Source organism: Undibacterium umbellatum (assembly GCF_014284125.1).
Taxonomy (GTDB): domain Bacteria; phylum Pseudomonadota; class Gammaproteobacteria; order Burkholderiales; family Burkholderiaceae_D; genus Undibacterium; species Undibacterium umbellatum.
The window spans coordinates 240079-264863 of sequence record NZ_JACOFX010000001.1 but is presented as its reverse complement, the minus strand read 5'-3'; the positions used below and the strand labels follow the sequence as shown (position 1 = coordinate 264863).

Sequence of the window (24785 nt, the reverse complement as noted above, 5' to 3'; positions counted from 1 at the left end):
TTTTAGGTATTTTTGTCGTCACTTTTTGAAGGGGATAGCCATGGAACAGACCTCTGCACCTAGCCTTGCACACATAGATCGCTGGCAAAAAAACAGGCAAAAGGCGTTTAAAGCAATCGCACCTACCGGTAAAACTGTTAGGTATTTGGGAAAAGAATTTCTGGTTTTTCCCGAAACATTTTGGCCTTTCACTGATAGCCAGCCCCTAGTGCGAAATTTTAAAATCAATAAGGGTGATAGTGTGCTTGACGTAGGTACTGGCTCAGGTGTCATCGCTATTTTTGCCTGCTACGCCGGGGCAAGCAAAGTCACTGCGATCGATATCAATCCAGCAGCAATTAAAAGCGCCAGATATAATGCCAAACTGCACGGTTTTGATAAGTTGATGACGGTTAAAAAATCTAACCTTTTTAAAGCCCTCAAAGACGAGCAGTTTGATGTGATTACTGCCAATCTGCCTTTTCGCAACAAACCAGCGCCAGATGTCGTCGCCAGCTCTCAATGGGATACTGATTTCAAAACGAATACCCAGTTTTTTGCTGAGGTGAATAAACATTTGAAACCTGGGGGGCGTATCTATTTTGCACAATCCAATTTCGGTGCTATTGCTGAGATCAAGGCATTGGCAAAGGCAGCTGGGTTTACTGTCAAAACAATGGCCAGCACTACTGCTGATAAGGCTGAAACCAGAAAGTTTTACGCCTTCTTGATGAGGCGAGTACAGCAATCGGTGTAAAGATGGATATCATCGATACCATCAACGAACTGCGCCAGGTAGCGCACTCCGATTTCGCTGCACAGGTCAAACATGTGGCGGTGATACTGACTGCGCCAAGATCAGGCTCCAGCCTATTGAAGAGTGTTTTATCTACTCATCCTGAAATTGCTTCTTTGGATGGGGAGATGGAACCATTTCTTGCCTTGACCAGAAATGGTTTTGGACGTAATTCGGATAGTGACGCTTTTAGCCATCTGGATAATCGGGATGCATTACTGGATAATATCTTCGATGATATGACCTTACCTGCTGTTGGCTATCCTGAGTACGACTTTCTCCGGAGTAGATGGGAAAAACGCTTGCTATTGCAATTTCCAAGCTTGTTTTCTAACGCAGACGCTTACAGCAAACTCTTGTTGGATCTGGATGCCGTTTTTGATCAAGCTCAGGAGCAACAAATTCAAGGAGAGGCAATGTTGCAGGACCTCATACTCTCCAGGATTTTTAAGAGTGAGACTTGGCGACTTGATTATTACGATGGGAAAAAAAGTCCGGCTGCAAACCATTGTTTCAATGAAGCGATGAAATTGGAAGAGCCACCATTTGTATTGCCGCGTCATTACCGACGGCGATTCAGGGCTGGCGATGCAAGAGAGAAAACCTTGCTCTTTAAGACGCCTCCAGATGTATATAGACTGGGTATTTATGAGCAATTGTTTCCGAATGCGCAAATCAAGTATCTGCATCTGACCAGGGGCTATGCGCAGTCAGTCAATGGCCTGATGGATGGTTGGTTGTCTCCAGTTGCTTTCTTTTCGCGCGATTTAGAACCTGCAGGCGTGAATTTAGCAATCAAGGGTTATTCTAATCACGTTGGCTTCGGCAAGCGTTGGTGGAAATTTGATTTGCCACCCAACTGGAGAGAATACATCAATGCTAGTTTGGAGGATGTTTGTCTTAATCAATGGCTATCTGCCCATCAAACCATACTTGCCAGTCGGGTCGAAACGCTGCCAGTTTCTTTTGAAGAGTTTTTATCGAAACCAGCAGTTGTCATAAAAAAAATAACTTCCTATCTTGGATTGCGCGAAATGCCTGGTTTGCCTGCTTTTCCGGTGACCATGGCAACTGAAGCGCCAAAAATAAGACGATGGCAAAAGCGTGAAGACAGTTTATTGAGATTGGGAGGCAGAAGTGAGGTCAAAAACATGATGGGTGATTTGGCTTATCAAATGAGCCCTGACACTTGGTTATGAACACGCATTTGCTCATTCCATTTTTGACTGGGCAAAGACGGGATGGTCTTGGTCGTGTCAATGATGTTAGTACGCATCCGTGGGAAATTGTTACCATTCCAGAATTTCAAGAGGCATCAATTACCGACGCTAACGAAAAACTGGACAGAATGGGCCATATCTATGCGTCCCTCTCGAACAGGGTGCAGCAAGCCATTAAGATGGGTGAAAAACCAGTCTGCATTGCTGGAGATTGTTTTGCCACTCTGGGAGTGTTGGCTGGTTTGCAGAAAGTAGGGAAGCAACCTGACAGAATCTTGTGGCTGGATGCTCATGGGGATTTTCATACCTGGGCTACGACCCAAACCAAATATCTGGGTGGTATGCCCTTAGCCATGCTAGTAGGGAAATTAGACAGGCGTAAAGACTGTCGCAATTCTGTTGGAGCTTTTATAGAAAAAATCGGTGTTGCACCTTATCCAGAAGAACGGATAATTCTATCTGACGCCCGTGATCTTGATCCTAGAGAAAAGGAAGCGCTGGAAAGTTCAAGAATCCTTACTTGCAAAATCGATGACATCCATAGATATCTGTCGCCAAATGAAAACATCTATCTGCATTTTGATACTGATGTAATCGATGACAGCACAGATCTGCCCGCATTAAAGTATCATGTCGGGCAAGGCCCGTCTGCAAAGGAGATATCTTCGCTTTTTAAGTATCTGCGCCAATTAGAGTTGCTTGCGGTATCCGTTTCAGCTTGGCACGAAGAAGAAGATGCTGACAATAAGACTGCTGTGGCTTGCTTAAATTTGCTAAAAGAACTAGAATAAAAGTCAATACTTCACGTCACTTCTTAGGTGAAAGTGCTATCAGTTACATAGCTCGTGGCAATATAAATCCAGTTTTTTTGTCAGTAGAAATTTATGGCATTGATTGCAGCTCTCGCACAGTTCTGGTATTGAAAGAACGGTACTTGAAAAACTGAAAAGGAGAGTCAGTATGGCCGGAGCGAAGTTCAGGCAATTCAATTTCAGGCACATCCTGGTCTGGTGTGCTTGTCTTTTTGTCGCGACGCTCATGCTTAGTCTGTCTTATTTTTGGACGAAGCGTTCGCCATCAATCCCAGCGTCGCCACTTGAACAAGTTATCATTGCCACCAATACAGAGTATGTAGGAACTTGCTCAATTACTGCCGCCAGGGAAAAAGGCTTCTTTGCCAAAGAGGGAATTGTCGTACTCATCCAATCACATTCCAGTGGCAAAGCGGCCATGGAGGCTGTGTTGCAAGGGCAGGCAAATCTGGGAACAGTAGCAGATATTCCTGTCATGTTTGCAGGCCTCGATCAAAGACCTGTCTCTGTAATCGCAACCATATTCAAGACTGAAAAAGACCACGGTATTATAGGGCGTAGGGACAGGGGGATACTTGAGCCGGCAAATCTCAAAGGTAAGCGTGTAGGCGTTACGCTTAGTACTTCAGGTCATTTCACTTTGAGCGCCTTCCTGAATCGGCAAAAATTGTCGGTAAAGGACGTCACCATGATCAACTATAAACCAGAGGAATTTGCCGATGCCATAGAACGTGGTGAGGTTGATGCTGTAGCATCGTGGGAGCCATTCTTGAATACTATGCTGACACGGCTGGGTAGCAATGGTGTTGCTTTTTACGGCAAGGATGTCTATGAGAGTTTATACAATGTCGTAGGCATGCGCAGTTACATCTCCAGTCAGCCAGAAACGATCAAAAAAGTATTGCGCGCCTTGGATCAAGGTAGCCAGTATTGCAATGACATGCCAGACTCCGCCCGCGCTCTGCACGAGTCCGGAAAGAAGACCGATACCAAGGATCAGAAAGCGGCTTGGGCTACATACCGCTTTGAAGTTGGTCTTGATCAGGGATTGTTGCTTGCTTTGGAAGATCAGGCAAGATGGGCAATCAAGAACAAACTGACTAACAAAACGGAAATTCCAAATTACCTTGATTATGTTTATCTGGATGGTATGGAAAAAATCAAGCCAGCTGCGGTGACTATCATACACTGAGATTCCAAAGTGAAAATTTCAACTCGCCTGAAATTTGCGGAATTAATTTCTTTGGCAATCGTTGCTGTCATCGTGGTGATTTTGCTTTCCACTACCTTGCAGATGAAGCGGGAAATTGCAAAAAATGAAGCTGCAGGCGAGTTGCTGCAGGCCGTTACCTCATTGCGCTACCTGACCCTTGAGTACGCATTACGTCATGATGAACGTACCAGGGCGCAATGGCAGTTGCGTAGTACTTCGTTATCCAAACGACTAGCTGGCACTGAAGAGTTTACTGATTTGGCGGATACGGAAACCATTTCAGAGTTAAGAAACGCGAATGAGAATATAGAGAAACTGTTTACCCTACTGGTCAACAATCACTATGAACTGCTGCGTGAACGTGACAAGGCCGAAATACTGGAAGAGTTGGAATCCCGTCTGTTGGGCCAAATCACCAACAAAACGCAGGCGATGATATCTGCTGCCCTGAATTTGTCCGGACAAAGCCGCATCGGCGCATTGAATGCGCAGCAGCGGGCATTCAATGCCGTAATCCTGTTTGGGGGCATTGTCGTACTGGTCGTCACTGTTACGATCTATATTACCTTGAGAAGTGTCAGTCGCCCACTGGAAAAGTTACGAGAAGGGACGGCCATCGTTGGTGCAGGGAATCTTGATTTTTCCTTGCGCTTTCAAAGTCAGGATGAGATAGGTGATTTGGCTCGGGCTTTCGATGGCATGACAGAGAAGCTTAAGCTGACTACCGTATCGCGCGATTCTCTTGCAGATATCAATGAAGCACTGCAGGCGGAAATTATAGAACGCCAGCAAATAGAGAAAAAAGCCCAGGCTCAGCTTGCGCGTCTGAACTTGCTGCATCAGATTACCCGCTCCATAGGCGAGCGTCAGGATTTACGCAGTATCTTCCAAGTAGTGATACGTAGCCTTGAAGATCATTTGCCAGTCGATTTTAGCTGCGTGTGCTTGTATAACCAAGAGCTAAATCTTCTGGTGGTCACTAGTGTAGGCTTGCATAGTGAATGTCTGGCTCAAGAATTATCGATGACACAAAATACCCAGGTTTCCATTGATGAAAATGGTTTGTCGCGTTGCGTGCGTGGTCAGCTTGTCTATGAAGCTGACATCAGCAAAGTTGATTTCCCATTCCCGCGTAGGTTGGCGGCCGGCGGTCTGAGTGCGTTGGTGATGGCGCCATTACGAGCAGAAAGCACCGTTTTTGGGGTGTTGGTTGTCGCCAAGCGAGAGTCGCACAGCTTTAATAGTGGTGAGTGCGAATTTTTACGACAATTGAGTGAGCATGTCGCGCTGGCTGCAAATCAGGCGCAACTGTACACAGCATTGCAACAAGCTTATGATGATTTGCGCCAGACCCAGCAATCCATCATGCAGCAAGAACGTTTGCGCGCACTTGGGCAGATGGCGAGTGGTATTGCACATGACATCAATAATGCGATTTCTCCCGTCGCTCTGTATGCGGAGTCCTTACTCGAGACAGAAAAAAATCTAAGTGTAAAAGGCAGAAATTATCTTGAAGTCATTTCTCGCGCCATAGATGATGTAGCGGCAACCGTTGCCAGAATGCGGGAATTTTACCGCCAACGAGCGCCTCAATTAACGTTACTGCCAGTCGATGTGAACAGTCTCGTGCAGCAAGTTATAGACCTGACTCGCGCCCGGTGGAGTGATATGCCACAACAACGTGGCATCGTGATTAATGTGCATGCAGAACTTGCCCCGGATTTGCCGGATATCATGGGAGTGCATGGCGAAATCAGAGAGGCTTTGACCAATTTGATTTTCAATGCAGTTGACGCCATGCCAGAAGGAGGCGGACTTACTGTGCGTACCAGTGTCGTGCAAGATTGGTCTGGATCATCAAAAGAAATTATTGTAAAGCAGGTCAATATTGATGTCTGCGATACAGGCGTGGGCATGTCTGATGATACCAAGCGCCGTTGCCTGGAACCTTTTTTCACGACCAAAGGTGAGCGAGGTACGGGTCTGGGCCTTGCTATGGTTTACGGCATGATTGAAAGACATAGTGCACATATAGAAATATTGACCGAGATCGGCAAAGGCACAACCATGCGCATGAGCTTCCTGGTGCCTGCCACAGTGAGCGAGGTGGCTCGGTTGCCCGCACCAGACGCCATTCCTACAAAAAGACGCGTTCTGGTCGTTGATGATGACCCCATGGTGCTAAAGTCGTTGCGGGATATATTGGAAATTGATGGTCACAGCGTTATCTCAGCTGATGGGGGGCAAGCCGGCATAGATTCCTTTAATGCCGCACATGAGCAAGGAGATTCATTCTCTGTTGTCATCACGGATTTAGGCATGCCATATATAGATGGCCGCAAACTTGCCAGTTCGATCAAGCAGTTGTCACCCGATACCCCAATTATTATGCTGACTGGCTGGGGCCAACGATTGGTTGAAGATGGTGACTCACCCTCACATGTCGATTGCGTGTTGAGTAAGCCGCCAAAACTGTCAGAGCTTAGGGACGCACTCAGGAAAATACTGTAGTTAGTAATGCTTTGCGATGACGAAGGTTTGAGGCTTGAATTGCACATGGTCCGTTTAATTCTCCTGGTGGAAGCAAGGCAGATATGCTGTCAGGATCTGTTTTTTACCAGTCAATCTTATGTCCGGCTTCTGTCTCACGATGGCGAGCGTCGTCTGTTGAGTGGAGGTAATTGTTGGTCGTGCTTAGTGATTCGTGACCAAGGTTGTCCCGCACATGCCGCAGATCAATATCATTATTCGCCATATGCGAACCAGCGGTATGACGCAGCCAATGAGCAGAGGCTTGCTCAACCCGGTCGGCAAATGTAGTAAATTGTTCACCGCGCTGCCTTAATCGTTCAGCAGTTTGTTGGAATACTTTTTTGACAATGGCATGCAGGGCGCCGCGCGTCATGGCGTCGGTCCTGCTGCCTATAGGTAATAGCAGAGGGATCGTCTCAGTCTGCAAGGGTAGGGGAGTTAATCCTTTGGATTGGCGGTAGCGACTCAGTTCCATCATCAATTCATTCGTAGCTGGCACAATTCTGAGCTTATCACCTTTGCCTAAAATTTCCAGCCACCAGCGCTCCAGACCATCTTTGTCGCGCCGACAAAAAAAACTGCCCATAGTATTGCTGATGACTTCAGAAATTCTGAGTCCGCACAAATATAGAAGCGAAAAAAGCCAACGCAGCCGGTAATACTGTTCGCGATTACGAGCAGTTTCTCTGGGCATGGACTCTATAGTCTGCTTAACCTCCAGCCACAAATCTTCTTCCAGGTAGCGGGTGATACGTGGCCTGGCTTTTCTGGCACGTTGACGTGACAAGGAGAGTGGATTGCCTGCCAGGTAACCCGCATTCACCAGCCAAGAAAACATCACATTCAAGATAACAGCTGCCTGGCGCTGGCTGCCAAGCGAGAGTGGCCCTGAAAATGGTCGCCATTCAGGATGATTGCGGGGGAATTTGCGCTTGTTTCGCATCACCCAGCGACTAGCTGGTTGTGGATTGGCCAAAAAAATTTGATAGCTGAGCCAGTCTTCATGTGTCAAAGAAGACAGCGGCTTGCCCAATTGCATGGTCGACCATAAAAGCAGGCGTTCAGCCTCCTTTCGATAATTATCAAAAGTCGTCTTTGTATCCCAGAAGCGCGCCAGCCAGGCCTTGATCGCATCAACGTCGTTCGCGGCCTTGATTTGTGGTCGGTTACCCATTGCACGATTGCTGCCATGACTTCCATCCATATCTGTGAGCAGTAATACATTTTCCAGGGTTGTCAAGGCGGGTGAATTGTCGATATCCATTTAATTTAGTGAAAGAGGATCGTGAGTGTTTGAAAATCTGCATTTCTGACTACCAATCAAATTATAGTGACATTATAAAAGTAATGTCACATGTATTTTAATTGACGTTGTATATTTTACGTAATACGTAGTATTATTAACTAAAATAATGAAAGGATGCTATGGATACGCCCGCACAAAATGAACGTATGCTTTTGGCTGATATTGAGACGCTGCGCGAGCAATTCCCGCAAACTCAAGATCTGTATAGGGAAGTATGCATAGCCATGTTCTTTCGCTATGGCGTCACGCCAACGGCTAACAAACTCTATCAATTGGTGCGAAAAGGCAGCATGTCGGCACCGGCGGAGGCTTTGAATCGCTTTTGGGAAGTCTTGCGTGAAAAAAGCCGGGTCAGGATAGAGCACCCGGATTTGCCTGAGGCTTTGAAGCAGGCAACTGCAGAAATGGCTGTTAGCCTTTGGATGACAGCAATGGGGCAGGCACAGGAATCGCTGACGACTTACCGCTCAGAAGTTGCTGAGCAACTTGTTGAAGCTAAGGCCGCAAAAGAAGCCGCAGAAATGTCGGAGCAGGCTGCAAATAAAGCAATGGAAGCTAATTTGCTTAAGTTGAAGTCGACTGAAGCGATCATTCAGGATCTGGAGCATCGCATCACTGCGCTGCAAACAAAGAATGAGGGACTTGCCTCACAGTTAGACGCAGGAAAAGCGGAAATAATCAATTGTCAATCTCAGCTAAAAGAACGCAGTCTCGAATTCACTTTGGAGTTGGAAAAACAGCGGCAGGTATCCCAGATGACGGAGGAAAGATTTAATGCCTCAGAAAAGCGCGCATTAATGGAGATTGACAGAGAGCGACAGCAGTCAGGTAAGCTGCAAAAAGAACTGGATCAGGCGCGAAGCTTGATGGCAGAACTGATTAAAAATCACCAAAAAGAATTGCTCATCAAGCATGATGATATTGGCAGTTTGCGGCAAGAAATAGGCAGCCTGCAAGGCAATTTGTCTGCACTTAACGAGAGCCGGGACTTCATGCTTAAGGAGTTGAGTTCAGAAAGAGGGCGTCTAGAAATATTGCAAAGTCATCTATCTTCTATCAAAACTGAGAGGGAAGAAGTCCAGAAGCAGCTGCATATCGCCGCAGACAAGATTATTTCACTACATGCGGAGCTGGTTGCGGAACGTGCCGCGAGGCAGGCAGAAAAACAATTGGAACTGCAAATCAAACCTACAACTGCAGCTGTGTCTGAGAATGAAAATGCTGACTAGTTTCAGTGTGAAAGTCAAAAATGTCTAGACGAGCTGGCCTCAAAATTCTGCAGATGGCAGAAAATTGCATAAAATACTGAACTTTCCTTTAGATTTTCAGACTAAACTAGCCGCGCTTCAGGCTTGCCTTATAAGCGTGCCGAGGGAAATCACCCATAATTTTCACATCTTTTTATAACAACATGATGAAAAAAACATTTACCACGCTGGCGGTCATGAGCCTTTGCCAGTTAGCTAGCGCAGATGAAGGCATGTGGATGCCACAGCAATTGCCACAAGTTGCCAAGCAACTTAAAGCTGCTGGCCTGAAACTGGACCCTGCAAATTTGACCAAGTTGACTGAATTCCCTATGGGAGCCATCGTTAGTCTGGGCGGTTGTTCAGCTTCTTTTGTCTCGCCACAAGGTTTGGTCGCTACCAATCACCACTGCGTCTACAATAGTGTTGCCCACAATTCAAAGCCAGAACGCAACTTGCTGGCCAATGGGTTTCTGGCGAATAGCCTGGGAGAGGAGTTACCTGCTTCTCCTGGTTCGCGCATTATGGTCACCAAAGACGTGCTTAATGTCAGCGACAAAATTATTGACAAGAATACGGCCAGACTAAATGGTAAGAGCCGCGTAGATGCGATAGAAAAGGCGTCCAAGGCCATCGTTGCCGAGTGCGAAAAAGATGTCGGCCATCGCTGCAATGTTTATCCTTATTATGGTGGCTTGGAGTTTTACCTGATCAAGCAATTGGAAATCAAGGACGTACGTCTGGTCCATGCGCCACCTGAAGGCGTGGGCAAGTTTGGTGGCGACACCGATAACTGGATGTGGCCACGTCACACAGGCGACTATGGCTTTTACCGCGCATATGTCAGCAAAGATGGCAAATCTGCCGAATTTAGCAAAGACAATGTGCCTTATGTGCCTAAGCATCATTTGAAAATGGCCAAGGATAATTTGAAGGATGGCGATTTCATCATGGTGCTGGGATACCCAGGCCGCACCAATCGCCATCGTTTGCCATCAGAAGTTGCATATACTTTTGATTGGAACTATCCGGCTTTTGTGAAAAACTCTGGCGATATGCTGGCTATTATCGCAAAAGAGACCAAGGATAATCCTGATGCTAAACTCAAATATGCGGGCATGGTTGCCGGCATCAACAATTACTATAAAAATCGGCAGGGTATGCTGGATAGTTATGCTGGAAGCGACTTCCTGGCACGCAAAACCAAAGAGCATGATGAACTGAAAGCCTGGATCAACAGCAATCCTGGGCGCAATAAAGAGTTTGCTTCTGATATTGAGCAAGTTGAGAAGTTGATCGCCGAACGCGACGCCCTTGGCAAACGCGACTTCTACCTGGCAAATTCTTCACCACGCTTCCTGGGGACAGCACGTAGCTTATATCGTCTGGCAAATGAATCTACAAAAGCTGATGCAGAGCGCAAGGCTGGTTTCCAGATACGTGACTTGCCACGCTTCAAGGCAGGCATCGACGCGGTAGAGCGCAGCTACGATGAACAAGTCGACAAAGCTCTGGTCTTGTACAGTCTTAGCAAATATGCTGCACAGCCGAAAGCTGAACGCAATGCCAATTTTGATGCTGCTATTGGCATCAAGGATGGCATGCTAGAAGCAGAATTGAAATCTCTGCTCGACACGTTGTATGCTGGCAGCAAACTCGGTGATAAAGCGGTGCGCACTACATGGCTGAATGCTAAGCCGGAAGACTTCAAAGCCAGTAATGACAGTTTTATCAAAGCAGCGGTCGCGATGTATGAGGGTAGCCTGAAGCGTGAAGCGGACGATGAGGAGCTGGCAGGTAAAATCCAGCAAGCTTATGGCAGCTACATGAAGGCAAAAATTGCCTTCATGAAAAGCAAAGGTCAGGCTGTCTATCCAGATGCCAACAGCACATTGCGCGTCACCTTCGGCAAGGTTACTGGTCGTGACCATGGTACGGCCGACGGCTTGGCCTGGAATGCCTTTACAACCATCAACGGCATTCCACCCAAGGCAACTGGCAAAGGCGATTTCAATGCCCCTGCAGCGCAATTGGCGGCAATCAAGGCGAAGGACTTTGGGAAATATGTAGATCCGCAACTCAAGACTGTACCTGTGAACTATCTGGCGACAATGGATATCACGGGCGGCAATTCTGGTTCGGCAGCATTGAATGCCAAGGGTGAATTCATAGGATTGGCTTTTGATGGCACGCTGGATTCCATTATCTCTGATTGGGATTACAACAAGGCCAATACACGCTCCATTCAGGTTGACCTGCGCTATATGCTGTGGCAAATGAAGCATGTTGACAAGGCAGATCGCCTGATCAAGGAAATGGGTGCTGAGTAAGTTTTAGTATTAGTCACTGTACATTGAAATGGGCCGAAATTTGCGGCCCATTTTTTATCGTGATTCTTTGCCGTTTGTTAACATTAGTCTTCGGGAACCGCTATCAAGCCGTTGATCGCTGCTTCAGCCAAGAAAGAGGGCTCTGCTTTTCCCTCGGATCTCAAGTCTGTCGTTCTTGCTGGCATTCCTGCACTTGAAAAGTAGTGAAAATACAAAATTAGAAATTTTGCTTGTCATGCAATTGCAGAAATTATAATGCGACTTGCATCCCATCGTCGCGAATCAGCATTATCTGCATCTGACCGCCGCCGGACGTATCGCAGATCGTATGCTGCGTTTCCACTGCTAGGGAGCACATCATTCCGGTTCGCCCCACACAGCGCCCGGTTCGCCACAATTGTCTTTAGGGGAAGGAGAAAATTTAGTATCTTTGCCAGCATTCGTTATTTGAATCTTTCCCATGAAAAGAAGAAATTTCCTATCTTCGTTAGCGATGGCTGCGGCAACCACTCTGCCGCCGTTGAAGCTGTCATTTGGTTCCAGCCTGTCGGCAAAGTTACCTTACCAGCGGGTGCGGCCCACTGATGTTGCGTGGCCAGACGCTGCAAAATGGGCAAAGTTGAACAACGATGTCGGCGGCAGTTTGATAAAAGTCCAGTCCTTGTTTCACGCATGTCAGACCGAACCAGATGGCGTAGCTTGTCTCGACGCGCTCAAGCATGTCGGGAATCCGTACTGGATAGGCGACCAGCCAGCAGGAACTGAAAATTCAGGATGGCTCGATGCGTGGACACCGAGACCGAGCGAGTATGCCATTCAGGCGCGAGATTCCAGTGACGTAGCCGCCGGCATCACCTTCGCACGGAAGAACAAGCTACGCCTTGCTGTCAAGGGTGGCGGGCACAGCTATTTGGGCACGTCAAACGCGCCCGACTCGTTGCTGATCTGGACGCGCGCGATGAACAAGGTCACGTTGCACGATGCATTCGTCGTCCAAGGGGGCTCCGGCCACGCCGCGCCCGTTCCGGCCGTCAGTGCAGGTGCTGGTGCCATGTGGATGGACCTGTACCAAGCCGTAACGACGGAAGGTGGGCGTTACGTTCAGGGCGGCAGCTGCACGACGGTCGGTGTCGCCGGACTGGTGCAAAGTGGTGGCTTTAACTCATTTTCAAAGGGTTTCGGCACAGCAGCTGCGGGATTGCTTGAAGCCGAAATCGTCACCGCAGATGGCCAGGTGCGCATAGTCAACGAATTCAACGATGCCGATCTGTTTTGGGCGCTCAAAGGTGGAGGCGGCGGCACGTTCGGAGTGATCACCAGAGTCACATTGCGAACCCACGATCTGCCCCTGTTTTTCGGTGGCGCGTGGGGAAAAATCAAAGCGCGATCAGGCGCAGCGTTCACGCGCCTTATCGCTCATTTCATTGCCTTCTATCATGAGACTTTGTTTAATCAGCACTGGGGCGAGCATGTTCACCTCGAATCAGACAACGTCTTGGAACTCGGCATGATTAGTCAGGGGCTGGACCCTAAGCATGTACTCGCGATATGGCAGCCATTCTTCGATTGGGTTACAGCATCGCCTGATGATTTTGCCGTTTTGTCGCCGCTTGGTGCATGGGCCTGGGACGCGCGGGCCTGGTGGGACCTCGACAAAAGTTCTTCAATGGAGCGGGATACCCGTGAAGGCGTCCCCAAACATCATGGTTGGGGGAAAAGTGATCAGGGCGAGGTCGGTATTTTCTTGCACGGTTACGACTCGCTTTGGCTACCCGCATCGTTACTGCAGGCGGACAGGCAGCAGTCTCTTGCAGACGCACTGTTTGCTGCAAGCCGCCACCAGATGGTCCGACTCCATATCGGAAAAGGTTTGGCAGGCGCACCATCTGACGTTCGTGCTGCCGTACTACAGACCACTACAAATCCAGCGGTCGTCGACGCCTTTACGCTCGTGATCATCGCCGAAGGAGAAAGGCCCCCAGCCTATCCGGGATTTCCGCGAACGGCCGTAGATCTGGCTGCCGCACGCAGAGTAGCCCGAGACATCGATTTGGCTGCTGCTGAATTGCGCAAGATTGCCCCAAATTCAGGTTCGTATGTTCCAGAGAGCAACTACTTTAACAGCGCCTGGCAAAAGGAATATTGGGGAGAGAACTATTCGACATTGCGGGCTATCAAATCAAAATACGATCCAGAAGGACTGTTTTGTGTCCACCATGGCGTTGGCAGCGAAGACTGGAGCGCCGATGGCTTTACGCGCTTTGCATAACGAAACATTGACGCACCGCTAGTTGCCTGCAATAGAAACAAGAAGCAATGCAGTACCGGTTCAGACGCGGTCCAAGAACGAGGGCTGCAAGTAACTTTTTTCGCAGAACTGTATGCGATAGATGTACTGGCAGGTGGCCGCTTTTAGTTCAGCCATGGCGCCACAGCGCCTGGAAATAACTGGAACAGGCGCATCTTTGGGCGGATGCGTCCCTCACGAGCGGCGCTTCCTCAGTTCTAGTTTTGTATCCAACCTATGTCACATTAAGAAATTTGTGAAAGATACGCAAATAGACGATTGAAAGATGTGCGAAAGATCTTGCTAACTGTCTTTTTCCGAAAGAGAGGCTGCTGAATTTTAACATCATTTTCAGAAGACATTTAACATAATATAAATTATGCGAAATGTAAGGGGCGTTCTTAAAATGATTGCAAAACGTGCTGAAGTCGGCTGTTCCAGTCGCATGCCTGCGCCATCTCTCGCATCTTCGTAGCGAGCAATTTCCTGGCAGTAGCTAACTTTTCGAATGCCACCTTCCTCATTGTCGACATTTCCTTATAGTAATTGCCCCGAAGAGTGCAAAAGCACAGGTGCGAAAGCAACAGGATAAGGTTAAAGCGGCGATTTATAACCCTAAGGAGTTATGAAAAGAGTGGCGAGCTTTCTTTCCTGATAAAGTTGCGTTGTCATGTGACCTTTTTTCTACAGATTTTTTATGCAATCGTTTAGCAGCACTGCGGTAACAAACCCAGAAATTTTGTATGGCGAGGATAGAATTGAATTTATGAGAGAGGAAGTCCTTGCCGATTTGTTTGAGGCTAGCGCGCTTTCGTTTCCCGATAAAATTGCATTGATTTCTGGCGGCGAGTCGGTCAGTTACTCTCAGTTAAACGTTGACGCGGATCGCGTTGCTTTTGCCTTGATTTCGGCCGGTGTCCTTCCTGGACATATTATTGGCCTGTGGTTACCGCGTGGCATACATTTATTGATCATGCAACTTGCTATCGCCAAAACTGGTGCGGCCTGGTTGCCATTCGATGCGGATACTCCCATAGACCGTATTGCGGTTTGCCTTGAGGATGCAGATGCTTTTGGTATGCTGAGTTGCAAGACTTTCGAGTCTCAGTTGACTGAGTTAAGTTGCACAAAATGGCTGGCAGAAGATGTATTGATTAACGCCGGGCAATTCATGCTAAGACGGGAGTCCGTCAAAGCGAGTGACCCGGCTTATGTGATCTATACCTCTGGCTCTACAGGAAAACCCAAGGGCATACTGGTGAGTCAAGCCAGTATCTGCCACTTTTTGCGGAGCGAAAACCATGTGTTGGGTATACGACATGATGATCGTGTGTATCAGGGATTTTCGTTGGCATTTGATATGTCGTTTGAAGAGATCTGGATTAGTTATCTGGTAGGTGCAACTTTGTGGCTGGCACCGAAAGAAATTACGGCTGATCCAGATGCCCTGCCGCTGGCTTTGAATGAAAACCGCATCAGCGTCTTGCATGCAGTCCCCACCTTGCTCGCTTTGTTCAGCCATGAAGTTGATAGCCTGCGCCTGATTAATCTGGGTGGTGAGATGTGCCCTGAAGTACTGGTCAAGCGTTGGTCGCGTCCCGGACGACTGATGTTCAATACTTATGGGCCGACAGAAGCCAGTGTATCAGCCAGCTTGGCGCAATTACAGGCAGGTCAGGCTGTCAATATAGGCAGGCCATTGCCGAATTATTCTTTGCTTGTTATCGCGTCCGATGTTGAAAACGGTTTGCACCTCTTGCCTGCAGGAGAAACTGGCGAACTTTGCATTTCCGGCCCCGGCGTTGCTTTTGGCTATCTTGGTCGACCTGATCTGACTGCTGAAAAATTCTTGCCTAATCCCTGGGCCAGGAATTCGCATGAGGCCAGGCTGTATCGCACTGGTGATCTGGCTTGTTTTAATCCCGACGGCAGTGTGCAATGCCTGGGACGAGCTGATGATCAGGTAAAAATCCGTGGTTTCCGAGTTGAGCTGGGTGAAATTGAATCTGTTCTAGCCAAACAAAATGGCGTGGGTGCGGTTGCTGTTGTTTTGCGTAAGGATGAGGAGATTGATCAGATTGTGGCTTTCATTGTCAAGGATCAATTGCCTGCAGATTCTGATGCCAGCACTTTTGCACAGCATGCCGCCGTCTTGCGTGTAGAGCTGGGCCGGGTCTTGCCGATTTATATGGTGCCAGCCAGGTTTGAATACTTAGCTGAAATGCCGAGGCTAACTTCAGGCAAAATTGACCGCAATGCGCTCAAAAAAATCGAGTTGGTCAAGCAGGTGGCAAATAATGATTCTGATGTTCCACAAACCGAAACAGAGGTTGTGCTGTTTGAAGCTTTGGCCAGCCTGTTTCCTGGACAGGCAATAAAGCGGACATCAGATTTTTTCACAGACCTGGGTGGCCATTCTTTAATGGCGGCAAAGTTGGTGTCGATTTTACGCAAACACCCTCGCTTTGCCTATTTCAGGATAAGTGACATTTATGCACATCGCATCATCACAAAGATGGTGGATGTTCTTGAATCCACCGGACAAACCCAGGATGCCGCTACGGCAATCAGTAAGTCACAATGGGTAGCTGCTCCAGGTTGGAAGCGCTGGCTGTGCGGTCTGGGGCAGGCAGTGGCCATACCTTGGTTGGTGGCCATGCGCATGGTGCAATGGTTGGCCCCTTTTTTTGCTTACCACTTCTTTACAGGTGACCCTGATGATTCTATTGCAAGAGCAGTGCTCTTGTCTGTTGGTGTTTTCCTATTGTTGACCCTGGCCGAATTTGCGGTCGCCATCATGGCGAAATGGCTGATTGCCGGACGTTTGAAAGCCGGGCGTTATCCCTTATGGGGATGGACATATTATCGATGGTGGCTGGTTGACAGGCTAGTGGAAGCGGCGCCTGCTTATATGCTGAGTGGCTCTTCTTTATACACCTGGTGGTTGCGCGCCCTGGGTGCAAAGATAGGCTCTGATGTGGTGATAGGTTCCATGACTTTGCGTGTGCCGGATTTGTTGTCCATAGGCGATCGTTGCAGTATAGGTAATGCGAGCAATTTTGAAAATGCCAGGGTACAGCATGGCGAGTTAATCTTGGGAGCAATCACGCTGGAAGATGATGCGTATGTTGGCTCGTATGCTGTACTGGAAGGCAATGTCTATTTAGAAGCCGGCGGCCATCTTGATGGGCAATCTGCACTGAGTGAGGGACAACGGATACCAAGATCCCGAATATGGAAAGGATCGCCTGCCAGAGATGTGGGCTTGTTTGATGCCGCGACCTTTCCACCAAGACCTCAGGCTACGCGCTTGCGCCTGCTTGGTGAAACTGTGTTTTTTGTGTTTGGTTCACTCTTGATCAGCGCGCTGTTCTTTATGCCGGTTTTTCCCAGTTTTATGACTATAGACTGGTTTGATAACTCCGAACTTTTCCCAGGACTGCAAAGCAACTCAGTGGCCTTTCAGCTCGTAAAATATTTCTTGCTGGCTTTTCCCGCCACTGCTGTGTTGATTGTGTGCACCGCCCTACTTTCTGCCGGTATACGCTGGAGTATTTTGCCAACCTTAAAGCAAGGGCAATATCCCGTACATGGCAATACTTATTGCGGTAAATGGTTAGTCAATCAAATTCAGGAATCCAGCCTGAACGTCTTGCACGGTGTATATGCAACGGTCTATGCGCCCTTCTGGTATCGTTTGCTGGGCGCAAAAGTTGGTCGTGGGGCTGAGATTTCCACAGCCTTGGGTGTAGTCCCAGATATGTTGACTTTAGGTGATGAAACCTTTATTGCCGATGCGGTATTGCTGGGTGATGAGCAAATTGATTGCGGCTGGATGAGCATGCACCCTACGGTGATTTCGCGTCGCAGCTTTGTTGGCAATGGCGCATATATTCCAGATGGCACGATCTTGCCTGAAAACGTCTTAATTGGTGTCCACTCCAGTGCACCAAGTAACGAGCAGATGCATGAAGGTGACACTTGGTTGGGTTCTCCAGCAATCCATTTGCCTGCCCGCGAAGAAACCAAGGGTTTCCCTGAGAATCTGACCTTCCGGCCTTCAGCAATTCGCCGTCTGGGTCGGGGTTTGATCGAGGCTTTCCGCATCATTGCGCCGCATGCGATGGTGATTGCCGTTGGCTATACCATAGTTCTTGATTTGATGCCTTTGGCAGGCGATGATCGCTGGAGTGAAGTCTTGTATTACCTGGTCGTTGCAGGTTTGTTGTATGGTGTGGGCAGTTTTGCCTTCATCCTGATGTTGAAATGGTTGCTGATTTTCCGCTACAAGAAAAGCAGCGTGCCCATGTGGACGCCCTTTGTTTGGATATCAGAAGGCATTACCAATCTGTATGAAGGAATTGCAGTGCCGAATTTCATGCGCTACCTGCGTGGTACGCCATGGCTGCCTTTGGCATTCAATCTGCTTGGTTGCAAAATCGGACGAGGGGTATATATGGATACTACAGATATTACCGAGTTTGACTGCGTCAGCATTGGTGAATATAGCGAAATCAACGCCCTTGCTTGCCCGCAAACACATTTGTTTGAAGACCGGGTCATGAAAATTGATTACGTCAGTATTGGTAAACGTGTGTACATGGGGCCGCGCAGCTCGGTTTTGTATAGCGCCGTGGTAGCAGATGGTGCCAGTCTTGGTGCATTGACGCTGGTGATGAAGGGGGAATATATTCCCACCAATTCCAGTTGGCATGGTTGCCCCGCTGCAATGACGGGTTCTTGATATACATATATAATTTTCAGTAAGGGGATAGGGATACACATGCGTCATCCCCTTGAATTTATTTAAACTCAGGGCAATTTATCGACTTATACAACCAGATGGTTTCTACAAGATCATTGTGATGCAGTTCATGCTCATTCGTTGGGGCAAAAGCACCTACGCTCATACCCTGAAAGATACCCAGTTTTGTTGACGCTATCTAGCTTGGAGCGCAATACAGGGATGTTAATAAGCATTGGTGACGTATAACAGATAATGCATGCCCTGCCCCTGGCCATTTCTTGTGTGCTTAGGATTTGCAATTGGACATTAAGTGTTCAATTGTATATTCACTAAAAATTGATATCTTACAGAACTGGACTTTCCTGAAGTAAATATATCTGAACAATGTGACGGATATATTTGCTACCAAGAGTTATTTGTTCAATTGTGGAATGTATTTAATAGCCAGCTTAAGCATGACTCATTGCTACCAATTAGCTTTGGATAAAATAATCAGCCATTTACGGAACATCAGTATTTCCAGGTGCCCAGCTTGTATGCCTGTACTGCAATCCAGTACAGGATTGACATAGTAAGAGCGCTGCCTAAAGTCGCGGCAGACAAAAATTTCACGACGCCCCAGACGCATCAGAAATGATGTCGGGGCGAATTGCAAGCTGAAGCGTGTATCAAAGGACTGTTCGAGGTTTGCCATATTCAATCTCCATATCGGTTGGTATGTGATAGAGGAACGGTCATCAAGACATCCATGCGTTCGTCCATGGAGCGAACTTTATCACAAACAACTGTATGTGCAATCAGTAATTTGTAAAGCTGTGGTTTTCTCATCTCTCTGTACTCTTTTGCTCCAGTCACGTAGTACCGACCATAAAATAAACTTTGAAGTCTCCCGATATATTACATATACTGTATATTTAATCAGTATGTGCGATATGACCTACGCTTCCTCACTTTATCCTGAACACATACACCCCGCATTGTGGCGTGCATCGCAACTGGCGCGTGGTCAGGGTGGCTATTTGCCCAGTGGTTATGCTGAACTCAATACTGAGCTGCCCGGAAATGGCTGGCCGCAGGGGCAATTAACCGAGATTTTGTTACCGCAGATTGGCACTGCCGAGCTCAGTCTACTCAAACCCGCCTTAAGTCAACTTGATGGCCGTCCCATTGCTTTGTTGACACCGCCTTATATACCGCAAGCATTGGCTTTTGCAAGCACAGGCTTGCAGCCATCGCAGTTGATATGGATACGCTGTAACAAGCATGTCGATGCCCTGTGGGCGGCAGAGCAGGTGCTGCGCAATAGCAGTTGTGGCGCGCTGTTATTCTGGACATCCAGCATCCGTAGTGAAGCTTTGCGTCGTTTGCATCTGGCAGCGCAAAGCTCAGAGACTTTATTTTTTTTAATGCGTGATATGCGGGCTGCGCAGCAAGCCTCTCCCGCGCCCTTGCGATTGAGTGTACAAGCCACTCAATATGGCCTGGAGCTGAGCATTCTCAAGCGCCGTGGCAGCCAGCGCGATGCGCCGCTGGCATTGCATGTGCCAGATCATCCTTATTTGTATGCCTATGCTCACCCAGGCAAAGAAAAACTTGCGACAAACTATGGTAACTTGCCCTCCACTGTGGATAGCCGTGCACCTGCCTTTACTCCAGCTTGAGGTCTTTGTCACTCCCTTGTTTGCTCAGCAAGAGACGCAAGTCAGTGTCATCCTCCATCACGGGCGGGTAACGTCCATGTCTGAGTCTGCGAATCATATGGGTATACGTTTGAACATGCGCACGGGCGGCGTGCAAATGCTGTGCGCTGGTGCAGAGTGCTATCAACGTGATCAAATTAAAGAAAAGCTGGCATTACAGGCGGTGGCAACTACGTTGCTGCAATACTCACCACAAGTCTGCCTCGCAGAAGATGATTGCATACTGGTTGATATCAGCGCAAGCCTGAGTTTATTTGGTGGCATACGTGCTTTGCGTAAACGTGTGCAAGAGAGCATGCGCATTTTGGGTTATACAGCAACCACAGGCATAGCCCCCGTTGCCAGGGCTGCCTGGCTGTTGGCCAAGGAAGCATCACGTAAACTACTCAGAGGACAGCACGTTTTTAAAATGCAGCGATTAACGCAACGCCTGGACAGGCTACCAGTCAAATTGCTCACTGCGGCGCAGCCTTTGACTGAGTTATTACAGGGCATAGCCTGTTATAGCTTGAGAGATTTACGGCACTTGCCTCGCCCCGGCCTGCAAAGACGCGGAGGCAAGGCTTTACTCATAGAACTGGATCAAGCCTATGGCGAGCAGGCCGAGGTGCATGAATGGTATCTCGCAGCGCCAGAATTCAAAGTCAAAATGGAATTACCAGACCGTATAGAGCAAGCAGAATCACTACTAATCTTTGCCCGCAGCTTGCTGGCGCAGTTGTTGGGCTGGCTGGCAGCGCAGCAACTGGCAGTGACGCATATACACATGGAGTTATTGCATGAGCGTGGTCGCCAGGCCATCCCGCCGACCATGTTTGACTTGCATCTGGCACAAGCATGCTGGCAAGAATCGCATCTACTCAGCTTGTTCAAAGAAAAGTTGAGCCAGCTAAAACTGCATAGTGCCGTCATCGGCATGCTGTTGGAAGTAAAGCAGACCATATTGCGCGAGGCGCAAAGCTATACCTTGTTTCCTGAACCCGGTGGGCAGGAAAATGAACATAAGCGCTTACTTGAACTCTTGATTGCACGTCTGGGCGAAGATAATGTCTTGCAGCCGGCACCGCATGCAGACCATAGGGCGGATATTGCCAATCACTGGATTTCTGTCATCAAGAAACCCCCACCGCCCTGCCCTGCTCACGCATTGGCAGGCTATGTCTTGCGCCCCAACTGGTTGTTACCGCAGCCGCTGGCGCTGGACATTCACGAGCATCGTCCCTATTACGGATCAGAATTGAAACTTGTTTCTCCGGCTGAGCGCATAGAATCCGGCTGGTGGAATGAGCAGATACAAACCCGGGATTACTACATCGCTGTCGATAAGCGCCATGTGCGCTACTGGATTTATCGCGAGCGAGCCAATGATCCTGAAAGTGAAGAGCCTGTCTGGTTCTTGCATGGTATTTTTGGATAGCATTTGGATATATCAACATGAGTGCCTTCCTGCCCGAATATGCCGAATTATTTTGCATGAGCAATTTCAGCTTCCTGCATGGAGCATCACATTCAGAAGAATTGGTGGCACGTGCCATTAAACTGGATTATCGTGCCCTCGCCATTACCGATGAGTGTTCCTTGGCTGGCGTGGCAAGAGCATATACAGCAGCAAAAAATACGGGCTTGCATCTCATCATCGGTGCCCACTTCAAACTGGAAGATATAGAAGCACCTGCAAGTAGTGTGCATCTGATTGCCCTTGCACAAAACCGCGAAGGCTATGGCAATCTCTCTGAAATGATCACCCTTGGGCGATGCCGGGCAACCAAAGGCAGTTACTTATTGACACCCAGGGACTTCGTCACGCCACCAACAGGTTTAGAGCATTTGTCTGGCTTGCCAGATTGCCTGTTGATACTGGTGCCAGCCTACCCGGCAGAAAGCGATGTACTGCTGAGACAAGCAAATTGGTTGAAGCAACACTTTCCTGGTCGTGCCTGGATAGGTTTGAATTTATTGATGCAAATTGCAGATGAATATCAAAAACAACAAGTTGATGCGGTAGCCGAGACCGTGCAATTGCCAGTTGTTGCAATTGGCCAGGTCACAATGCATGTCAGATCCCGCAAGCCCTTGCAAGATACGATGACTGCCATACGGCTGTGTCAGCCCATCACCGAATGTGGTTATGCGTTGGCGATGAATGCAGAGCAGCACCTGCGTTCCCGCTTGCGGCTGGCGACGATCTACCCGCTGCATTCCCTGGCTGAAACAGTGAAAATTGCCGAGCTGTGCAGCTTTTCATTGAATGAATTGCGCTATGAATACCCGCACGAGCTGGTACCTAAAGGATACACGCCTGCCAGTTATTTAAAGTTGCAGGTGTATAAAGGAGCGCACTCGCGCTATCCACAAGGCTTGCCATCATCAGTAACCCACAAAATAGAACATGAATTGCACCTGATTAATGATCTTGCTTATGAGCCTTATTTTTTGACGGTGTTTGACATCGTTAATTTCGCCAGGAAAAAAGAGATTCTATGTCAGGGACGCGGCTCGGCAGCCAATTCTGTCGTCTGCTATTGCCTGCACATCACCGAAGTTAACCCAGAAACACATACCCTGCTATTTGAACGCTTCCTGTCAAAGGAAAGAGGTGAGCCGCCCGACATCGATGTCGATTTTGAGCATCAGCGCCGTGAAGAAGTCATGCAGTACATCTACGACAAATATGGACGTGATCGCGCTGCCCTTGCGGCCGCAGTACACACCTATCACCCACGTGGCGCCTTGCGTGATGTGGGAAAGGCCTTGGGCGTAGATCTTGCGATTGTTGATGCCGTAGCAAAATCGCATCGCTGGTTTGATAGCAAGCAAGAGTTATTTCAACGATTTACTGAATGCGGCCTCGATACCAACTCGCCTATAGCCCAGCAATGGGCTCTGTTGACAGGGAAATTGCTGCGTTTTCCGCGTCATCTATCCCAGCACAGTGGTGGCTTTGTCATCGCACGCGGCAAATTATCCAGGTTGGTGCCTATAGAAAATGCGGCGATGGAAAAACGCAATGTGATCCAATGGGATAAAGATGATCTTGAATCTCTAGGTTTGCTCAAGGTTGATGTGCTGGCCCTTGGCATGCTGTCGGCATTGCGCCGTGCTTTTAACCTGATGGCTACATTGCCAGGTAAGCCTAAGTGCATGCAGGATGTCCCAAGGGAAGACTCGCTGACCTATGACATGATTTGCAAGGCAGATACCATAGGTGTGTTTCAGATTGAATCCCGTGCACAGATGAGTATGTTGCCGCGCCTAAGGCCCAGACAATTTTATGATTTGGTGATACAAGTTGCCATTGTGCGGCCGGGTCCTATACAAGGAGGCATGGTGCATCCGTATCTGCAAAGGCGTCAGGGCAAGCAACCTATAGAAATCCATGAAAACCCAGGCATGCGGGCAGCGCTGGAGCGTACGCTGGGGATACCTATTTTTCAGGAGCAAGTCATGCAGATCGCAATGCATGCGGCGGACTTTACGCCGGGGGAAGCAGATGGTTTGCGCCGCGCAATGGCAGCTTGGAAGCGTAAAGGCGGGCTGGAAGCGTATGAAGCCAGAATAGTGGAAACCATGGTCAAGAATGGCTATGAGCGTGATTTTGCTCAAGGGATCTACGAGCAAATGAAGGGGTTTGGTGATTATGGCTTTCCTGAAAGCCATTCTGCCAGCTTTGCCATCCTGGCGTATTTCAGTAGCTGGATCAAGCGCCATGAACCTGCCGTTTTTTTATGTTCACTGTTGAATTCGCAACCCCTGGGATTTTATTCACCCTCGCAATTGATACAGGATGCACGCCGTCACGATGTGCAAGTCAGCGCAATCGATGTGACTTGCAGTAATTGGGATTCTTCACTTGAGGCTGAGACGCAGCTCAATAAATTTACCGGGACCATGCAACCTGCTGTGCGCATGGGGTTTTCTCTGCTATATGGCATGTCCAAGGATGCAGCTTTGCGTATCACGCAGGCACGTCAGGAACAAGCCTTTGATGATGTGCATGATCTGGCAAAACGCGCGCAATTGAGTCAACATGATTTGCATATACTGGCAGCAGGTAATGCCTTGTCAGGCTTGGCCGGACATAGAAGGCAGGCACTGTGGCAGGCAGTAGGTGCAATACCGGACAAGGATTTGTTGCGGGCCACCAGCATACAGGAGCAAGTGCCACAACTGAAAGCACCTTCAGAAGCACAGGAAATTTATAGCGACTATCATGCGACCGGATTCAGCCTGCAGCGCCATCCCCTTGCCTTGTTGAGACCACAATTACTAGCCAAACGCTTCTTGCCAGCAGAAATGCTAAATACTTTTCAACAAGGGCAATTTGCCCGTGGCTGTGGCCTGGTTACGGTAAGGCAAAGACCACAGACTGCCAAAGGCGTCATCTTTATCACCATAGAAGATGAGACTGGCCCGGTGAATGTCATTATTTGGCCAAATGTACTGGAAAAGCAACGTAGTGAAGTCTTGAGTGCACCGCTGTTGGGCGTATATGGTATCTGGCAATGTGAGGCGGAAGTCAGGCATCTGGTTGCCAAACGTCTGGTAGATATGTCACACCTCCTGGGGCAACTGGAAGTGGGTAGCAGGAATTTTTGCTGAACTCACCTACCCTGCAA

The 24785-nt window shown here is 48.4% G+C and carries 14 protein-coding genes; 12 read left to right on the top strand and 2 right to left on the bottom strand.

The genetic code is table 11. The features are described from left to right. Positions 1 to 40 precede the first annotated feature (40 nt). The 5 genes from H8L47_RS01205 (at position 41) to H8L47_RS01185 (ending at position 6531) form a co-directional block, all read left to right on the top strand. Entirely contained in the window at positions 41 to 736 is a 696-nt protein-coding gene (locus tag H8L47_RS01205) for a methyltransferase (RefSeq protein WP_186951415.1), read from the top strand. 2 nt (positions 737 to 738) lie between these two features. Further along, a complete protein-coding gene (locus H8L47_RS01200) occupies positions 739 to 1974 on the top strand; it encodes a sulfotransferase (protein WP_186951414.1) in 1236 nt (411 codons plus the stop codon). Beyond that, complete coding sequence (locus H8L47_RS01195; RefSeq protein ID WP_186951413.1) at positions 1971 to 2786, top strand: arginase family protein; 816 nt, start codon at positions 1971 to 1973, stop codon at positions 2784 to 2786. The genes H8L47_RS01200 and H8L47_RS01195 overlap by 4 nt, the downstream gene beginning before the upstream one ends. 169 nt (positions 2787 to 2955) lie before the next feature. Further along, positions 2956 to 3999: an ABC transporter substrate-binding protein gene (locus H8L47_RS01190; RefSeq protein ID WP_186951412.1), complete on the top strand. Its 1044-nt coding sequence runs from the start codon at positions 2956 to 2958 to the stop codon at positions 3997 to 3999. 9 nt (positions 4000 to 4008) lie between these two features. Beyond that, positions 4009 to 6531 (top strand): response regulator, encoded by a 2523-nt coding sequence (locus H8L47_RS01185; protein WP_186951411.1) that lies wholly within the window; start codon positions 4009 to 4011, stop codon positions 6529 to 6531. 103 nt (positions 6532 to 6634) lie between these two features. Here H8L47_RS01185 and H8L47_RS01180 read toward each other — a convergent pair whose 3' ends face one another. Then, positions 6635 to 7816 (bottom strand): tyrosine-type recombinase/integrase, encoded by a 1182-nt coding sequence (locus H8L47_RS01180; RefSeq protein ID WP_186951410.1) that lies wholly within the window; start codon positions 7814 to 7816, stop codon positions 6635 to 6637. A 161-nt stretch (positions 7817 to 7977) separates the two neighbouring features. Between H8L47_RS01180 and H8L47_RS01175 the strand changes: the two genes are divergently transcribed. The 4 genes from H8L47_RS01175 (at position 7978) to H8L47_RS01160 (ending at position 18466) form a co-directional block, all read left to right on the top strand. Then, positions 7978 to 9087: a DNA-binding protein gene (locus tag H8L47_RS01175; protein WP_186951409.1), complete on the top strand. Its 1110-nt coding sequence runs from the start codon at positions 7978 to 7980 to the stop codon at positions 9085 to 9087. 185 nt (positions 9088 to 9272) lie between these two features. After that, positions 9273 to 11435 carry a S46 family peptidase gene (locus tag H8L47_RS01170; RefSeq protein ID WP_186951408.1) on the top strand — a complete coding sequence of 721 codons (2163 nt, stop codon included), beginning with the start codon at positions 9273 to 9275 and terminating at the stop codon, positions 11433 to 11435. A gap of 460 nt (positions 11436 to 11895) precedes the next feature. Further along, on the top strand, positions 11896 to 13704 hold the full coding sequence (locus H8L47_RS01165; RefSeq protein WP_186951407.1) for an FAD-dependent oxidoreductase: 1809 nt from the start codon (positions 11896 to 11898) through the stop codon (positions 13702 to 13704). 784 nt (positions 13705 to 14488) lie between these two features. After that, positions 14489 to 18466 carry a Pls/PosA family non-ribosomal peptide synthetase gene (locus H8L47_RS01160; RefSeq protein WP_230413537.1) on the top strand — a complete coding sequence of 1326 codons (3978 nt, stop codon included), beginning with the start codon at positions 14489 to 14491 and terminating at the stop codon, positions 18464 to 18466. Positions 18467 to 18935: 469 nt separating this feature from the next. On the opposite strand, the gene H8L47_RS01155 is transcribed toward H8L47_RS01160, so the two are convergent. After that, complete coding sequence (locus H8L47_RS01155) at positions 18936 to 19163, bottom strand: hypothetical protein (protein WP_186951405.1); 228 nt, start codon at positions 19161 to 19163, stop codon at positions 18936 to 18938. A gap of 238 nt (positions 19164 to 19401) precedes the next feature. Between H8L47_RS01155 and imuA the strand changes: the two genes are divergently transcribed. Genes imuA through H8L47_RS01140 form a run of 3 tightly spaced genes read left to right on the top strand, consistent with a single transcriptional unit; the run spans position 19402 to position 24768 of the window. After that, positions 19402 to 20130, top strand: a complete 729-nt coding sequence (gene imuA / locus H8L47_RS01150) for a translesion DNA synthesis-associated protein ImuA (RefSeq protein WP_186951404.1) — start codon at positions 19402 to 19404, stop codon at positions 20128 to 20130. After that, positions 20105 to 21586, top strand: a complete 1482-nt coding sequence (locus H8L47_RS01145) for a Y-family DNA polymerase (protein WP_329605349.1) — start codon at positions 20105 to 20107, stop codon at positions 21584 to 21586. The genes imuA and H8L47_RS01145 overlap by 26 nt, the downstream gene beginning before the upstream one ends. Before the next feature lie 17 nt (positions 21587 to 21603). Then, positions 21604 to 24768: an error-prone DNA polymerase gene (locus H8L47_RS01140; protein ID WP_186951402.1), complete on the top strand. Its 3165-nt coding sequence runs from the start codon at positions 21604 to 21606 to the stop codon at positions 24766 to 24768. Positions 24769 to 24785 lie beyond the last annotated feature (17 nt).